Genomic DNA, 14,768 nt, shown 5'->3' with positions numbered 1-14,768 from the left:
CCTCCTTGGCGGGATTGTCGGGCGTGTCGACCCTTCTCCATACCCGTCCCGCCGGGAAACGACACGACGGGCGACCCGGGAGGACCCGGGCGCCCGCCGTGCGGCAGCGCCGGTCAGACCAGCGACGAGGTCGCGTTCACGTCGGAGGCCTTGCTGATCACGTGGTCGACCAGGCCGTACTCCTTGGCCTGCTGGGCGGTGAACCAGCGGTCCCGGTCGGAGTCCCGCTCGATCTCCTCCGGGGTGTGCCCGGTGTGGAAGGCGATCCGCTCGTTCATCGTCTGCTTGATGTGCAGCATGCTCTCGGCCTGGATGGCGATGTCGGCCGCGGTGCCGCCGATGCCGCCGGAGAGCTGGTGCATCATGACCCGGGCGTGGGGCAGGGCATACCGCTTGCCGGGGGTGCCGGCGCAGAGCAGGAACTGGCCCATCGAGGCGGCCATGCCCATCGCGATGGTGGCCACGTCGTTCTTGATGTACTGCATGGTGTCGTACACCGCCATCCCGGCGCTGATCGAGCCGCCGGGTGAGTTGATGTACAGCGCGATGTCGCGCTCCGGGTCCTCCGCGGCGAGCAGCAGCATCTGCGCGCAGATCCGGTTGGTCACCTCGTCGTTGACCTCGCTGCCGAGAAAGATGATCCGCTCCCGGAGCAGCCGCTCGAAGACCTGGTCGTCGAAGGACGCGCCGCCACCGCGCATGGTCGTGTCAACACTCATGAGCCCAACCCTCTCGCATCCGCTCGTCTACGTCTCACACCTTCTCCCACGGAGCGTGTCGCAACCCAGCGATTCCCCTCAGGGCGAATCCGCTCACGGCAGAACCGGCCGCCCGTGGCGCTGATCACGCCCGATCCGTGTGCGGCTCGCCGGCGGCTACCTTTGGCGCGTGCCGGAGGGACATACCATTCACCGCCTCGCCACCCGCCACCGTGAGCTGTTCGCCGGGCGCCCGGTGGCCGTCTCCAGCCCGCAGGGCCGGTTCGCCGGCGGCGCCGCGCGGCTCGACGGGCGGGTGCTGCACGACACCGAGGCCTACGGCAAGCACCTGCTGCACCACTACGAGGACGACCGCACCCTGCACGTCCACCTCGGGCTCTACGGCAAGTTCACCGAGGGCGAGCCGCCGCTGCCGGAGCCGGTCGGCCAGGTCCGGATGCGGATGATCGGCGCCACCCACTGGCTCGACCTGCGCGGCCCGACCGCCTGCGAGGTGCTCGACCCGGCCGCGGTGGACCTGCTGCGCGCCCGCCTCGGCGCCGACCCGCTGCGCGACGACGCGGACCCCGCCCGGGCGTACTCGCGGGTCCGCTCCAGCACCAAGCCGCTCTTCGCGCTGCTGCTGGACCAGTCCATCGTGGCCGGCTGCGGCCTGATCTACGCCAACGAGGTGCTGTTCCGCGCCGGGCTCAGCCCGCTCACCCCGGGCACCGCGATCGACCGGGAGCGCTGGACGGCGATCTGGGACGACCTGTGCGCGCTGATGAAGGAGGGCGTGGCCCGCGGCCGGATCGACACCGTGCACACCCGGCACACCCCGGAGGCGATGCAGCGGGCGCCGCGCGTCGACCGGCACGGCGGCGAGGTCTATGTCTACCGCCGCGCCGCCCAGCCCTGCCTGGTCTGCGGCACGGCCGTCTCGCGCGGTCCGCTGGCCGGCCGCAACCTCTACTGGTGCCCCACCTGCCAGCCCCGCTGACCGAAACGGCGATCCCCACGCCCGGCGGCAACCACCACGTCCCGCGATGTTCGCCGCATCGCACGGCGTTCCGCCGAGATCCGCGGCGATTGCGCGTTTGCCGCATTCGCCCCGTCCGGCGGCGATCCGGGGTTGGGCCGGGCTTTCCGCGCCCTGCCGCACGCTGGCTCGCGCCCTGCCGCACGCTGGCCCGCGCCCTGCCGCACGCTGGCCCGCGCCCTGCCGCACGCTGGCCCGCGCCCTGCCGCACGCTGGCCCGCGCCCTGCCGCACGCTGGCCCGCGCCCGGCCGCGCGGCCCCGAGGGCGGCATGAAACCCATATCCGATACGAACCGGGAGCCCCGTCCGAAGGCCCAGCCGAGCCCCGTGACGGTCCCGCGCGGCGTTCGCAGCGCGGCACGGCAGTAGCCGCGCCCGGACGACACGCCGCGGTCCGGGAGTGCCGCGCACGTCAGCGGCCGTGCGGGGATGCTCCGCTGGGGCCCGGGGTACCGCGCACGTCAGCGACCCTGCCCGGGTGACACGCCGCGGTCCGGGAGTGCCCCGCACGTCAGCGGCCACGCTCGGACGATCCGCGGCGCCCGCCACGGGCCGCCGCACACCGTCCGATACGCGCCGCGAACCGGTGCACGGCGGACGTCGCGCGGAACCACCGTGAAACTCGGCCGCGGCCGGACCAGGGCGGCGTCCGCGGGTCGCACCAGACCGGCGTCAGGGGGACGGGACCAGACCGGCGTCAGGGGACCGGACCGGAACGGGTTCAGGGGGTGGGCGCGCCGGTCGACGCGGTCGACGGGCTCGCCGACGGCGGCGCCACGGCCGGCGGCGCGCTGGTGCTCGCCGACGGCGAGGGCGTCGCCGGGGTCGGCGCGGTCGGCGTCGCGGTGACCGGTGTCTCGCCGGTGCCGGACGGCACACCCAGCTGGAAGTTCTTCGCCAGCCAGGGGATGAGGTCCCGGTACGCCGTGATGGTGTCGGGCTGGTTGAAGTCGTGGGAGAGGATGATCGAGCCCGGTTTCGTCTGCTTCTTCACCGTGGCGATCACCCGCTTGACGTGCTGCGCGTCGCTCTCGCCCGCGGGGTGTTCCCAGTCCCGCGGATCGACGTCCCAGTAGAGCGAGGCCATCCCGTCGGCGTGGGCCACCGACACCAGCTTGTCGGAGAAGTTGCCGCCGGGCGCCCGGAAGAACGGGATCTGCGCGCCCGGGACCGCGGTCCGGATCGCCTCGTTGGTCTTCGCCAGGTCGGCGCGGATCTTCGCGGCGTTCTTCCGGCCGATCGTCAGGTCGTGGGCGTACGTGTGGTTGCACAGCGTGTGCCCGGCCGCGACGATCTGCCGCACCAGGTCCGGGTGCCGCAGCGCCTGCGAGCCGACCAGGCAGAACGTCGCCTTGACCTGGTACTGGTCGAGCATCTGCAGGATCTGCGGGGTCAGCTGCGGGTCCGGGCCGTCGTCGAAGGTGAGGGCGACCTGCTGGCCGCCGGTGGTGATCAGCGACTTGCCGGGTCCGGCGCCGGGCGGGACGGCGCGCGCCGGGGCGTGCTGGACCGGCTTGACGGTGGCGGACGCCTCCGGGGTGGGCCGGGCGGTCGTCCCGGCGATCGGCTGGGCCTGGGCCTGGCTCTGCTGCTTGCCGCCGCCGTCCGCGTCGGTCGCCCGGTCGCGCTGCGCTGCCCGGGCCGAGGCCGCCGCCTGGGCGGCTGCGGTGAACGCGCCGGGGTCGCTGCCGGTGTCCGGCTGCGACAGTGGCACCGCGGTGATCAACAGCCCGGTCACCACGAGGGTGCCGAGCACGGTGGTGGGCCGGTTCTTCGCCGCTTCCAGCCAGGCTTCCAGCGGAAGGGTGTTGGGCGCGCGGTGCGCGCCGGTCACCGGGCGCCTCGCGCGTGACCGGCGCGGGCCGGTGGCGCGCCGGGTCCGCCCGGCGGGGGATCCACTCTCTCCGGTACGCACGGTGCTGTACGACCCGGTGTCGCCCGCGCGGTGCCGGGCCGCCCGGGTGGCGGGCTGCCCGGAGCCGTCCACAGCGGAGCGCGGTGACGACTGCGGGGGGTACGCCCGGGAGCGGACGCGGGACGCGGTCTCCGAGCCGTCGGCGGGGTCCGGCCGGCGGTGCCGACCACCCGTCGCGGCTGCGTCGCCGGAGCTCGTCAGGTGCGGCGAGGAGTGCGGCGGCATTCGTCATGCCTACCGTGCAGCAAGATCCAGCGCGATACCAGATCAGTCATCGCACCGTCACATATGGTGGTTTGCGCTGCTCACCAAATGTGCCGCCACGGGTAATATCTGATGTGATCCACGCGGGACACGTTCCGCGGTCACGTCTCGCCGCGGGTCGCCCGGGCCAGCCAGTCCACCACCTCGTCGACCCGGGCGCCCTTGGCGAGCAGGACCCGCTGGCGCGCCGCCCCGGTCCCGTGCGAGCGCAACCGGTCGAGCAGGTCGGTGGTCATCTCCAGGTCGCCGTGCCGTTCCAGTTCCGGGCGTACGTAGTCGACGAGCTGGCGCAGCAGCCGCCAGGCCGGCCGGGGTTCCCGGGTGGCCAGGTCGATGCCCTGCCCCTCCAGGCCGTCCTTGGCCGCACGCCAGTGCGCGGCCATCAGCAGCGGGTGCGGCACGTCCGGCGCGGCCACCCCGTCGCGCACCTCGTGCAGCAGCGTGGCGACCAGGGCCCGGGCCAGCGCGGCGAGCAGGATCGCGTCGTCCACGGTGGGCATCACGTCGCCCATCCGGATCTCCACGGTCGGGTAGTTCGCGGAGAGCCGGGCGTACCAGTAAAGCATCCCCTCGTCGAGCATCGCGCCGCTCGCCTCGAGGTCCGCGATCAGCGTCAGGTAGTGCTCGTGGGAGTTCAGGTACGGGGTGGGCCCGACGGTCGGCCAGCGCTCCCACATCATCGAGCGCCAGCTGGCGTACCCCGTGTCGTGCCCGGCGGACAGCGGCGAGTTGGCCGTCGCCGCCTGCAACGTGGGCAGCCAGGGCCGCAGGTGATTGAGCACCTGCACGCCGGTCTCGGGGTCCGGGATGCTCACGTGCACGTGGGTGCCGCACAGGCCCTGTCCGGGGGAGAGGTCGCCGAAGCGCTCCCGCATCCGGTGGTACCGCGGTTTGTCCACCAGCCGGGCGTTCGGCCCGGCGGCCGGGCCGGCGCCGACCGCGACCAGCCGGGAGCCGGCCCGCTCGGCGGCGTCGGCCAGCCCGGTGCGCAGCCGGCTCATCGACTCGTGGAGACCGGTCAGCTCCAGCTGCGGTGGGCTGGCCACCTCGATCTGGCTGCGCACGTACTCGTGCTGGACGCTGGGCCGCAGCTGCTCGGGCACCTCGTCGAGCACCGCCTCGACGGTCTCCACGCCGCGTGGCTCGACCGCGTCGACCAGCAGGTATTCCTCCTCGACGCCCAGGGTGAGCAGGTCACGCCGTTCGGCGCGCTCGGCGAGCGTGGGGGAGATCGTCGTCGTGCCCTCGGCAGCGGCTTCCATGCGACTGCTGGTACCCGACGCGATCCGCCAGGAAACCGCAGCTCAGCGTGGGGCGGCGGAGAACCGGGGCGGGCCGGTTGACCGGTCCGGCTAGGCTGCGGCCCATGCTGCTTCTCGGGTACTGGGCGCTGGCGGGTTCCGCCCTGCTGCAGCCCGGCCTGAGCAGCGGACCGCGCCTGGTGCTGGCGCTGGCCCTGGTCGCCGCGGCGCTGCTGGTGGTCGCCGCCGTCGCGGTCCCGGTGCTGGCCAGGTGGCTGTTGCCGGGGCTGCGCGCGGTCGCCCGCCGGTTCCGCACGTCGGCCCGGCGCCTGCTCGACCCCGGCGCGCCCGGCCGCCCCCGGCCCCGCGCGCCGACGCCGTACCCCGCGGCTGTCTGACCTCGCACCGGCGCCGTCCCGCTGACCGCGCCCGCGCCCTGCCCCGCCGTGCCCGCACCCCGCTCGCGCCTTGCCCCGCCGTGCCCGCATCCCGCTCGCGCCTTGCCCCGCCGTGCCCGCATCCCGTCCGCGCCGTGTCTGCGCCCGCGCCTTGCCCGGCCCGCGCCTTGCCCGCGCTCGCACTTCGACCGCGGCCCTGAGTCTCCGGTCCACACCCGAGACCAGCGTGCCCGCGGCGGGCCCTGCGCCCCGGCGGCCCGGCGGCCCGGTCTGCGGCCCGGCGGCCCGGTCTGCGGCCCGGCGGTCCGGTGGCCCGGCCTGCGGTCCGGTGGCCCGGCCTGCGGCCCGGCGGCCCGGTCTGCGGCCCGGCGGCCCGGTCTGCGGCCCGGCGGTCCGGTGGCCCGGCCTGCGGCCCGGTGGCCCGGCCTGCGGTCCGGTGGCCCGGCCTGCGGTCCGGTGGCCCGGCCTGCGGTCCGGTGGCCCGGCCTGCGGCCCGGCGATCCGGGGGCCGTGCGTCTCCGGCGATCCGGGGCGGCGTGCCCGCGGCCCCGCGCCGCCGTCGCCGGCCCCGGCGGGTGGGCCGGGGTGAGTGTCAGACCGCCGCCTCGGTGTCCCATCGCTTCGGACCCCAGGGGGTACGTCCATGTCTGTCGCCAGTCCGTTCCACGCCGTCGTCGACGCCGCGCACGCCGCCATCACCGGCCTCGCCGGGTTCCTCGACCCGTTCGCCGGCGGGCTCGCCCCGGCGCTCGCGATCGTCGCTTTCACCCTGCTCGTGCGTGCCGGCCTGACCCCGCTCACCTACCTGCAGATCCGGGCCGAGCGCCGCCGGGCGGTCCTCGCCCCGCAGCTGGCGCAGTTGCGCCGCAGGCATCGTGACCCGGTGGAGCTGGCCACCGCGACCCTCGCGTTGCAGCGTGAGCACGGCGTCGGCCCGTTCGCCGGGCTGCTGCCCGCGCTGGCCCAGGCGCCGTTCTTCATGGTCATGTACCGGGTGGCGCTGGATCCGCCCGCCGGGACGATCGCCGGCGTGCCGCTGACCGCGCACCTGGGCGCCGGCCTGCCGGTCTTTGCCGGGCTGCTGGCGCTGGCCGCGGTGACCGCCTGGTGGTCGTCGAGCCGGGCGGTCGCGGCCGCCCGGCACGACGCGGTGCCGCCGGGCTCCGGTGAGGCGCAGCGGGCGGCCACGCTGACGGTCACCATGATGAAATATTTGCCCTGGCTGAGCGTGCTGGCGGTGGCCTGGCTGCCGCTGGCCGGTGGCGTCTACCTGGTCACCTCCTCGGTGTGGACCGCCGGTGAGCAGGCGGTTCGACGGCGGCTCGTCAGGCGGACGGAGACCGCAGCGATCGACGAACGTTGACAAGTGTGCGAAACAAGCGTGCAATCTTTGCCAGAGAGCGCTCTCACGTCTGCGTCCCCGCCCCCTCGGAAAGGCGTGCCCCATGGCAGCTCCTCGACGCATCCTCACGCTCACCGCGGCCGCGCTGACCGTCGGCGCGTCCATGACGTTCGTGGCCCAGGCGGAGGCGGCCGTCCCGCCTCCGCCGTCCGGCATGTCGCTGGTGTTCAGCGACGACTTCACCGGCGCGGCCGGGACCGGGCTGAACCGGTCGAACTGGCTCTATGCCATCGGCACCGGCTATCCCGGCGGCGCGGCCAACTGGGGCACCGGCGAGATCGAGACGATGACCGACTCCACCGCGAACGTCTACCAGGACGGCGGCGGCAACCTGGTGATCAAGCCGATCCGGGACGCGGCCGGCCGGTGGACCTCGGGCCGGGTGGAGACCCAGCGCACCGACTTCGCCGCGCCGGCCGGCGGCCGGGTACGGATCGAGGCCCGCCTGCAGCAGCCGAATGTGAGCGGCGCCGCGGCCGCCGGGTACTGGCCGGCGTTCTGGGCGCTCGGCGACGCCGCCCGCCCGGTGGGCGCGACGAACTGGCCGGGCATCGGCGAGTGGGACATCATGGAGGACATCAACGGCCGGTCCTCGGTCTTCGCCGCGCTGCACTGCGGGACCAACCCGGGCGGCGTCTGCAACGAGACGACCGGCCTCACCAGCGGTGAGCGAGCCTGCTCCGGCTGCCAGACCGGCTTCCACACGTACGCGATCGAGTTCGACCGCAGCACGTCGCCGGAACAGCTGCGGTGGTACCTGGACGGCGTCAACTACTTCACCCTGAACTCGTCCCAGATCGACGCCACCACCTGGAACAACGCCACCCACCACGGGATGTTCGTGATCCTCAACGTGGCGATCGGCGGCGGCTTCCCGGCGGCGTTCGGCGGCGGCCCGACCGCGGCCACCCAGTCCGGGGTGCCGATGCTGGTCGACTACGTGGCGGTGTACCAGTCCGGCGGCGGCGGCACGCCGACCACCCCGCCGCCCACCGGCTCGACCCGCGACGCGTACGCGCAGATCCAGGCCGAGTCCTTCAACGCCTCGGCCGGGGTGCAGGTGGAGACCTGCTCCGAGGGCGGCCAGGACGTCGGCTACATCGGCAACGGTGACTGGCTGCAGTTCAGCAACGTGAACTTCGGGACCGGCGGGGTGAAGGACTTCGTGGCCCGGGTCGCGTCCGGTGCGGCCGCCGGGGTGAGCGGGCTGGTCGAGGTGCGCCTGGACAGCCGGAGCAACGCCCCGATCGGCAGTTTCGCCCTGGGCTCCACCGGTGGCTGGCAGAACTGGACCTCGATCCCGGGCAACGTCTCCGGGGTGACCGGAACTCACACGGTCTATCTGACCTTCACCAGCGGGCAGCCCGCTGATTTCGTCAACGTGAACTGGTTCCAGTTCCGCCGGTAAAAACTTTTAACGACCGAAATCGATGGGCCGTGGCCGCTGACCTGCGGTTGCGGCCCATCGTCGTGTCGCGGTCACGGATCGAGTTTTAAGGATGTTTAAGGTGCTCCCCCTCTTTACTTCCACTGTTAACAGTCCTAAAGATTGACGTATCTCACCGGCGGCGCAGGAAGGACAGCGATGAAGCGCTCCCGATCGGTACTCTTCGCGACGGTCACCGCGGTGGCCGCCGCCGGCACGGCGACGTGGTTCGCCGCGGACGCCTCCGCGGCCGCCGCGTGCGCCCCGGCGTGGAGCTCGACCGCGGTCTACGTCAAGGACAACGTGGCCTCGCAGAACGGCCACAACTACACCGCCAAGTGGTGGACCCAGAACGAGTCGCCGGCCACCCACAGTGGCCAGTGGGACGTCTGGATCGACAACGGCGCGTGCGGCGGCACGACTACGCCGACGTCGTCGCCCACCTCGAAGCCGACCTCCGCGCCCACGTCGAAGCCGACCTCGTCACCGACCAGCTCGCCGACGACCCCGCCGGCCACGCAGCCGACCGGGACCGGCGCCCTGCCGGCGCACTTCCTCACCGGGTACTGGCAGAACTTCGTCAACGGCGCGGCCGCCCTCAAGCTGGCCGACGTCCCCGCCACGTACGACCTGATCGCGGTCGCGTTCGCGGACGCCACCGCCACCCCCGGCGCGGTCTCCTTCACCCTCGACCCGGGGCTGGCCGGCGCGGTCGGCGGCTACACCGACGCGCAGTTCAAGGCGGACATCGCCACGCTGCACGCGCGCGGCAAGAAGGTGATCATCTCGGTCGGCGGCGAGAAGGGCACGGTCAGCGTCGCCAGCGCCGAGGCGGCCACCAACTTCGCCAACTCGGTCTACTCGCTGATCCAGAAGTACGGCTTCGACGGCGTGGACATCGACCTGGAGAACGGGCTCAACCCGACCTACATGGCGAGCGCCCTGCGCACGCTGCGCGGCAAGGCCGGCGCCAACCTGATCATCACGATGGCGCCGCAGACCATCGACATGCAGAGCCCCGGCTCGTCGTATTTCGCGCTGGCGCTGGCGATCAAGGACATCCTGACCGTCGTACACACCCAGTTCTACAACTCCGGGTCGATGCTCGGCTGCGACCAGAACGCGGCGTACAGCCAGGGCACCGAGAACTTCCTGGTCGCCCTCGCGTGCATCCAGACCCAGAACGGGCTCCGGCCGGACCAGGTCGCCCTCGGCCTGCCGGCCAGCACCCAGGCCGCCGGCGGCGGATACGTCGCCCCGTCGGTGGTCAACGCCGCCCTGGACTGCCTGGCTCGCGGCACCAACTGCGGCAGCTTCAAGCCGCCGGCCACCTACCCGGGCATCCGTGGCGCGATGACCTGGTCGATCAACTGGGACGTCACCAACGGCAACAACTGGGCCGCCACGGTCGATCCGCACCTCACCACCCTTCCCTGATCCCGCACCCCCGCACCCCCCTCGGAGTTCCCCGTGAAATTGAGCAGGAAGATCGCTCTAGTCTCGGCAGTCGCCACGGCCGGTACGGCCGTGGCCGTCCTCCCGATGACGGTGTCCAACGCCGCCGTCGCGTGCGCCGCCGCCTGGAGCCCGACCGCCACCTATGTCAAGGACAACGTGGCCTCGCAGAACGGCCACAACTACACCGCCAAGTGGTGGACCCAGAACGAGTCGCCGGCCACCCACAGCGGTCAGTGGGACGTCTGGGCCGACAACGGCGTCTGTGGCGGCGGCACCACGCCGACCACGCCCCCGACCAGCTCGCCCACCACACCGCCGTCGACCGGGACCAAGATGGCCTCGGCGCCGTACGTCTACCCCGGCTGGGGTAACCCGCCGGCGCCGGCCACGGTCGTCAACGCCACCGGGGTCAAGTCCTTCACCATCGCGTTCGTGCTGGCCAGCGGCGGCTGCAACCCGGCGTGGGACGGTGAGTCCGGGCTGACCGGCGGCGTGCACGCCAACTACATCGCGCAGGTCAAGGCGGCCGGCGCGGACGTGGTCCCGTCGATCGGCGGCTGGAGCGGCAACAAGCTCGGCCCGAACTGCGCCACCGCGGAGGCCCTCGCCGGGGCGTACCAGAAGGTGATCAACGCGTTCGGCCTGAAGGCGATCGACATCGACATCGAGAACACCGACGAGTTCGAGAACACCGCGGTCCAGGACCGGATCCTCGGCGCCCTCAAGATCATCAAGGCCAACAACCCGTCGGTGAAGACCATCGTCACGTTCGGCACCACGCCGACCGGTCCCACCTACTACGGCACCCGGCTGATCCAGCAGGCCAAGGCGCTGGGCGCGAACATCGACATCTTCACCCAGATGCCGTTCGACTTCGGCGGCGGCGCGGACATGTACGCCGCCACGGTCGGCGCCACCGAGGGCCTGAAGAACACCCTGAAGAGCACGTTCGGCTACACCGACGCGCAGGCGTACTCGCACATGGGCATCTCCGGCATGAACGGTCTCTCCGACCAGCAGGAGGTCACCTCGGTGGACACCTGGACCCGGATCCGCGACTACGCGAAGAGCAAGGGCCTGTCCCGCTTCACCTTCTGGGCGGTCAACCGCGACCGCGGCTGCGCCGGTGGCGGCGTGGTCTCCGACTGCTCCGGCATCGCCCAGTCCGACTGGGCCTTCACCAAGGTCAGCGCGGGCTTCTGACGCCTGACCCGGCGTCCTCGGTGCGCGGTCGCTCCACCGGGCGGCCGCGTCCGGCGTCCCCGGTGCGCGGTCGCTTCGCGGAGCGGCCGCGCACCTTCCTGACCACCCACCAGATGACCGCGACCGCGAAGAACGCGGCGATCGCGTAGTCGAACCAGTGGCTGTACCGCTCCACGTCCTGCCAGCGCTCGCCCAGGGCGTAGCCGGCGCCCACGAAGATCGCGTTCCACACCCCGCTGCCGATCGCGGTGAAGACGGTGAACTGCCTGATCGGCATGCGGTCCGCCCCGGCCGGGATGGACACCAGGCTGCGTACCACCGGCGCGCAGCGGCCGAACAGCACGGCGGCCCGGGCGTGCCGGGCGAACCACCGGTCGGCCTTGTCCAGGTCGTCCAGGTCCACCAGCGGGATCCGGTCCAGCCCGCGGCGCAGCCGCTGCTCGCCGAGCCCACGCCCGAGCCCGTAGAGCAGCAGCGCGCCGACCACGGCGCCGAGCGTCGCGGCGAGCCAGACCAGCAGCACGTCGACCCGGCCGGCACTGGCCAGATAACCGGCCAGGGACAGGACGATCTCGCTGGGGATCGGCGGAATCACATTCTCCAACGCCACCAGCAGGCCGACGCCTGCCTCGCCGAGCGCGTCGATGACCGAGGCGACCCATCCGGTCAGCCCACTCAGTTGTCCGGGATCGACCTGTGCCATCTCCCACCCATACCCGACCGCGGCCGAAGCAACCCCGGGCGCCGCCGGCGATGGTGACCCCCGGGCCCGCGCGGGCGCACGTTTTGCGTCGCGCGGGCGCGGACAAGTAAGGGGCCATGAGTGACCGGTGGTACTCGAAGGCCGTCGTCTACTGCCTCGACATCGACACCTTCGCCGATTCCGACGGCGACGGCTGCGGCGACATCCCGGGTCTGATCGGGCGGCTGGACTACCTGGCCCGCCTCGGCGTGAACTGCCTCTGGCTCAACCCCATCCACCCCTCGCCGGGCCGCGACGACGGCTACGACGTGGCCGACTTCTACAACATCGACCCGCGGTTCGGCAGCCTCGGGGACTTCGCCGAGCTGTTGCACCAGGCGGGCAACCGGGGCATCAAGGTGATCATCGATCTGGTGGTGAACCACACGTCGGACCAGCACCCGTGGTTCCGGTCGGCGCGGTCGTCGCCGGACTCGCCGTACCGGGACTGGTATGTCTGGAGCGACACCGAGCCACCGGACCGCAAGCAGGGCATGGTCTTCCCGGGCGAGCAGGACGAGACCTGGACCTACGACCGGACCGCGAAAGCCTGGTACTACCACCGGTTCTACCGGTTCCAGCCGGACCTCAACATCCGCAACCCGGCGGTCCGCGAGGAGATCAAGAAGATCTGCGCGTTCTGGCTCCAGCTCGGGGTCGCCGGATTCCGGATGGACGCGGTGCCGTTCATCATCGAGGAGACCGAGCCGGGCAACCCGGACTCCCCGAAGGACTTCGGCTTCCTCACCGAGCTGCGCCAGCACGTGCAGTGGCGCAAGGCCGATGCGGTGCTGCTCGCCGAGGCCAATGTGGAGCCCGCCGAGCTGGTCACCTTCTTCGGCGACGAGGGCGGCTCGGGCAACCGGATCCACATGCTGTTCGACTTCATGCTGAACGCGAAGATGGTGCTGGCGCTGGCCCGGGAGGACCCGGAGCCGATCATCGACGGGCTGCGCGACACCCCGAAGCTGCCGCCCGGCGGGCAGTGGGCCACGTTCCTGCGCAACCACGACGAGATCGACCTGTCCCGGCTCACCGCCGAGCAGCGCGCCGACGTCTTCGCCCGGTTCGGCCCGGAGCCGCGGATGCAGCTGTACGGGCGGGGCATCCGCCGCCGGCTGGCCCCGATGCTGGGCAACGACCGCCGCCGGCTGGAGCTGGCCTACGCGCTGCAGTTCAGCCTGCGCGGCACCCCGGTGCTGCGGTACGGCGAGGAGATCGGCATGGGTGACGACCTGTCGCTGGAGGGCCGGGACGCGATCCGTACCCCGATGCAGTGGTCCGCCCTGCCGGGCGGCGGCTTCTCCACCGCCGAGCCGGACCGGCTGACCCGCCCGGTGATCAGCGGTGGGGAATTCGGATACGAATCGGTCAACGTGACCCTGCAGCGGCACGACAGCTCCTCACTGCTCTCCTGGTTCGAGCGGATGATCCGCACCCTGCGGGAGGCGCCGGAGATCGGCAGCGGCGCGTGCACGCATGTCGACGTGCCGGTGCCCCGCAGCCTGCTGGTGCACCGGGCCGACGACGGCACCGGCACCATGCTCTTCCTGCACAATCTCGGCCCGGAGGCGGTGACCGCCGACCTGAGCTCGCTGTCCGGCGAGGCGGAGCTGCCCAACGACGTGCTGGCCGACTCGGAGTACCCGGATCCGGGCCAGCTCGCCGACCTCCCGGTGTCCGGTTACGGGTACCGGTGGATCCGGCTGCGCAGAACCGCCTGACCGGGGCTAGAGTCGGCCGGCAGGAGCAGCGGAGATCACCACTGGGAGGCCGCAATGTCGCAGTCCGCACCGTCCAGGGTTGCCGTCGTCACCGGAGCCGCGCGGGGCATCGGCGAGGCGATCGCGCTCAAGCTCGCCGCCGACGGCCTGGCCGTCGCGGTGGTCGACCTGGACGAGGGCGCCTGCGCCAACACGGTCACCGCGATCCACGACGCCGGTGGCACCGCGGTCGCGATCGGCGCGGACGTGTCCGACCCGGCCCAGGTCAGCGCCGCTGTGCAACGGGTGGTGGCCGAGCTCGGCCCGCCGACCGTGCTGGTCAACAACGCCGGGGTGCTGCGCGACAACCTGCTCTTCAAGATGAGCGAGGAGGACTGGGACACCGTGCTGGCGGTGCACCTGCGCGGCGCGTTCCTGTTCAGCCGAGCGGTGCAGAAACACATGGTGGACGCCGGCTTCGGCCGGATCGTCAGCCTCTCCAGCACCTCGGCGCTGGGCAACCGCGGGCAGGCCAACTACGCCGCGGCCAAGGCCGGCATCCAGGGATTCACCAAGACGCTGGCGATCGAGCTGGGTAAGTTCGGCATCACCGCGAACGCGGTGGCGCCGGGCTTCATCGTCACCGACATGACCCGGGCCACGGCGGCCCGGGTCGGCATGGATTTCGCCGACTTCGAGAAGGCGGCGATCAGCCAGATCCCGGTGGGCCGCTCCGGCCGCCCGGAGGATGTGGCCAACACCGTCTCGTTCCTGGTCAGCGAGGGCGCCGGATTCGTGTCCGGCCAGGTGATTTACGTGGCCGGCGGGCCACGCGACTGATGCTGGCAACTTGCTGAGAACGGCTACAAAGAAAACATGAACCGACGCATGAGCTCCCGCAGCGTGTCGTTGACCAGCACATTTCTGCTGCTCGCCGCGGGCGGCGCGGCGGCTTGCGACAACGACGACGATTACCAGAACGAGGGCTTCTACTGCGCCGACGCCAATGGCGTCGTCGTCGACGAGGACTACTGCGACGACGACGACAGCTACCACGGCGGCGCGGGATTCTTCATCTGGCACTCCACCGCGTACCGGTCCGGCTATCCGGTCGGGTACCGCCTGCCGCCCGGCGGCGGCCGGTTCGCCTACAACGACACCGCCGCCCGCCGGGCGTACGGGCTGCCCGCGACCGGCCGGGTCAGCAACGGGACGATCAAGTCCAGTGTGGTCGGCAAGGGCGGCAGCGGCAGCCGCACCTCGGGCGGCTGAGCTCTGC

Annotated in this window: 13 protein-coding genes; 9 read left to right on the top strand and 4 right to left on the bottom strand. The window is 72.3% G+C overall.

Annotated features, from left to right (window positions below; all coding sequences use genetic code 11):
- Positions 1-113 precede the first annotated feature (113 nt).
- Positions 114-719, bottom strand: coding sequence for an ATP-dependent Clp protease proteolytic subunit (locus ACTEI_RS32360; RefSeq protein WP_122981110.1), 606 nt, complete (start codon positions 717-719; stop codon positions 114-116).
- Positions 720-888: 169 nt separating this feature from the next.
- Between ACTEI_RS32360 and ACTEI_RS32355 the strand changes: the two genes are divergently transcribed.
- Positions 889-1,698, top strand: coding sequence for an Fpg/Nei family DNA glycosylase (locus ACTEI_RS32355; RefSeq protein WP_122982545.1), 810 nt, complete (start codon positions 889-891; stop codon positions 1,696-1,698).
- A gap of 760 nt (positions 1,699-2,458) precedes the next feature.
- Here the strand turns inward: ACTEI_RS32355 and ACTEI_RS32345 are convergent.
- Together ACTEI_RS32345 and ACTEI_RS32340 are read right to left on the bottom strand one after the other, a co-directional pair.
- Positions 2,459-3,571, bottom strand: a complete 1,113-nt coding sequence (locus ACTEI_RS32345; protein WP_239082128.1) for a polysaccharide deacetylase family protein — start codon at positions 3,569-3,571, stop codon at positions 2,459-2,461.
- A gap of 446 nt (positions 3,572-4,017) precedes the next feature.
- The gene (locus ACTEI_RS32340) at positions 4,018-5,178 is read right to left on the bottom strand and encodes a carboxylate-amine ligase (protein WP_122981108.1); all 1,161 of its coding nucleotides are present in this window, start codon (positions 5,176-5,178) and stop codon (positions 4,018-4,020) included.
- A gap of 104 nt (positions 5,179-5,282) precedes the next feature.
- Between ACTEI_RS32340 and ACTEI_RS32335 the strand changes: the two genes are divergently transcribed.
- From ACTEI_RS32335 to ACTEI_RS32315, 5 genes are all read left to right on the top strand, one after another.
- A complete protein-coding gene (locus tag ACTEI_RS32335) occupies positions 5,283-5,555 on the top strand; it encodes a DUF6412 domain-containing protein (protein WP_122981107.1) in 273 nt (90 codons plus the stop codon).
- Positions 5,556-6,198: 643 nt separating this feature from the next.
- A complete protein-coding gene (locus tag ACTEI_RS32330) occupies positions 6,199-6,918 on the top strand; it encodes a YidC/Oxa1 family membrane protein insertase (protein ID WP_122981106.1) in 720 nt (239 codons plus the stop codon).
- An 82-nt stretch (positions 6,919-7,000) separates the two neighbouring features.
- Complete coding sequence (locus ACTEI_RS32325; protein WP_122981105.1) at positions 7,001-8,365, top strand: carbohydrate-binding protein; 1,365 nt, start codon at positions 7,001-7,003, stop codon at positions 8,363-8,365.
- Between the two features lie 177 nt (positions 8,366-8,542).
- Positions 8,543-9,820 (top strand): chitinase, encoded by a 1,278-nt coding sequence (locus ACTEI_RS32320; RefSeq protein WP_122981104.1) that lies wholly within the window; start codon positions 8,543-8,545, stop codon positions 9,818-9,820.
- 105 nt (positions 9,821-9,925) lie between these two features.
- The gene (locus ACTEI_RS32315) at positions 9,926-11,044 is read left to right on the top strand and encodes a carbohydrate-binding protein (protein WP_239082126.1); all 1,119 of its coding nucleotides are present in this window, start codon (positions 9,926-9,928) and stop codon (positions 11,042-11,044) included.
- On the opposite strand, the gene ACTEI_RS32310 is transcribed toward ACTEI_RS32315, so the two are convergent.
- Positions 11,028-11,747, bottom strand: a complete 720-nt coding sequence (locus ACTEI_RS32310; RefSeq protein WP_122981102.1) for a DedA family protein — start codon at positions 11,745-11,747, stop codon at positions 11,028-11,030. The two genes, ACTEI_RS32315 and ACTEI_RS32310, sit on opposite strands and share 17 nt — an antisense overlap.
- 116 nt (positions 11,748-11,863) lie before the next feature.
- Between ACTEI_RS32310 and ACTEI_RS32305 the strand changes: the two genes are divergently transcribed.
- The 3 genes from ACTEI_RS32305 to ACTEI_RS32295 are packed head-to-tail and all read left to right on the top strand — an operon-like array spanning position 11,864 to position 14,761.
- Positions 11,864-13,510, top strand: a complete 1,647-nt coding sequence (locus tag ACTEI_RS32305; RefSeq protein WP_122981101.1) for an alpha-amylase family protein — start codon at positions 11,864-11,866, stop codon at positions 13,508-13,510.
- A 54-nt stretch (positions 13,511-13,564) separates the two neighbouring features.
- A complete protein-coding gene (gene fabG / locus ACTEI_RS32300) occupies positions 13,565-14,329 on the top strand; it encodes a 3-oxoacyl-ACP reductase FabG (RefSeq protein WP_122981100.1) in 765 nt (254 codons plus the stop codon).
- Positions 14,330-14,365: 36 nt separating this feature from the next.
- Positions 14,366-14,761: a hypothetical protein gene (locus ACTEI_RS32295; RefSeq protein WP_122981099.1), complete on the top strand. Its 396-nt coding sequence runs from the start codon at positions 14,366-14,368 to the stop codon at positions 14,759-14,761.
- Positions 14,762-14,768 lie beyond the last annotated feature (7 nt).

This window comes from Actinoplanes teichomyceticus ATCC 31121 (assembly GCF_003711105.1).
GTDB lineage: Bacteria > Actinomycetota > Actinomycetes > Mycobacteriales > Micromonosporaceae > Actinoplanes > Actinoplanes teichomyceticus.
The sequence above is the reverse complement of the archived record's forward strand: the minus strand, read 5'-3'. Positions and strand labels throughout refer to the sequence as shown.

What these genes read in the sequence shown, in the direction of transcription:
- ACTEI_RS32360 (WP_122981110.1), bottom strand. Translation starts at nt 719, where the DNA reads ATGAGTGTTGACACGACCATGCGCGGTGGCGGCGCGTCCTTCGACGAC.
- ACTEI_RS32340 (WP_122981108.1), bottom strand. Translation starts at nt 5,178, where the DNA reads ATGGAAGCCGCTGCCGAGGGCACGACGACGATCTCCCCCACGCTCGCC.
- ACTEI_RS32335 (WP_122981107.1), top strand. Translation starts at nt 5,283, where the DNA reads ATGCTGCTTCTCGGGTACTGGGCGCTGGCGGGTTCCGCCCTGCTGCAG.
- ACTEI_RS32330 (WP_122981106.1), top strand. Translation starts at nt 6,199, where the DNA reads ATGTCTGTCGCCAGTCCGTTCCACGCCGTCGTCGACGCCGCGCACGCC.
- ACTEI_RS32325 (WP_122981105.1), top strand. Translation starts at nt 7,001, where the DNA reads ATGGCAGCTCCTCGACGCATCCTCACGCTCACCGCGGCCGCGCTGACC.
- ACTEI_RS32320 (WP_122981104.1), top strand. Translation starts at nt 8,543, where the DNA reads ATGAAGCGCTCCCGATCGGTACTCTTCGCGACGGTCACCGCGGTGGCC.
- ACTEI_RS32315 (WP_239082126.1), top strand. Translation starts at nt 9,926, where the DNA reads ATGACGGTGTCCAACGCCGCCGTCGCGTGCGCCGCCGCCTGGAGCCCG.
- ACTEI_RS32310 (WP_122981102.1), bottom strand. Translation starts at nt 11,747, where the DNA reads ATGGCACAGGTCGATCCCGGACAACTGAGTGGGCTGACCGGATGGGTC.
- ACTEI_RS32305 (WP_122981101.1), top strand. Translation starts at nt 11,864, where the DNA reads ATGAGTGACCGGTGGTACTCGAAGGCCGTCGTCTACTGCCTCGACATC.
- fabG (WP_122981100.1), top strand. Translation starts at nt 13,565, where the DNA reads ATGTCGCAGTCCGCACCGTCCAGGGTTGCCGTCGTCACCGGAGCCGCG.
- ACTEI_RS32295 (WP_122981099.1), top strand. Translation starts at nt 14,366, where the DNA reads ATGAACCGACGCATGAGCTCCCGCAGCGTGTCGTTGACCAGCACATTT.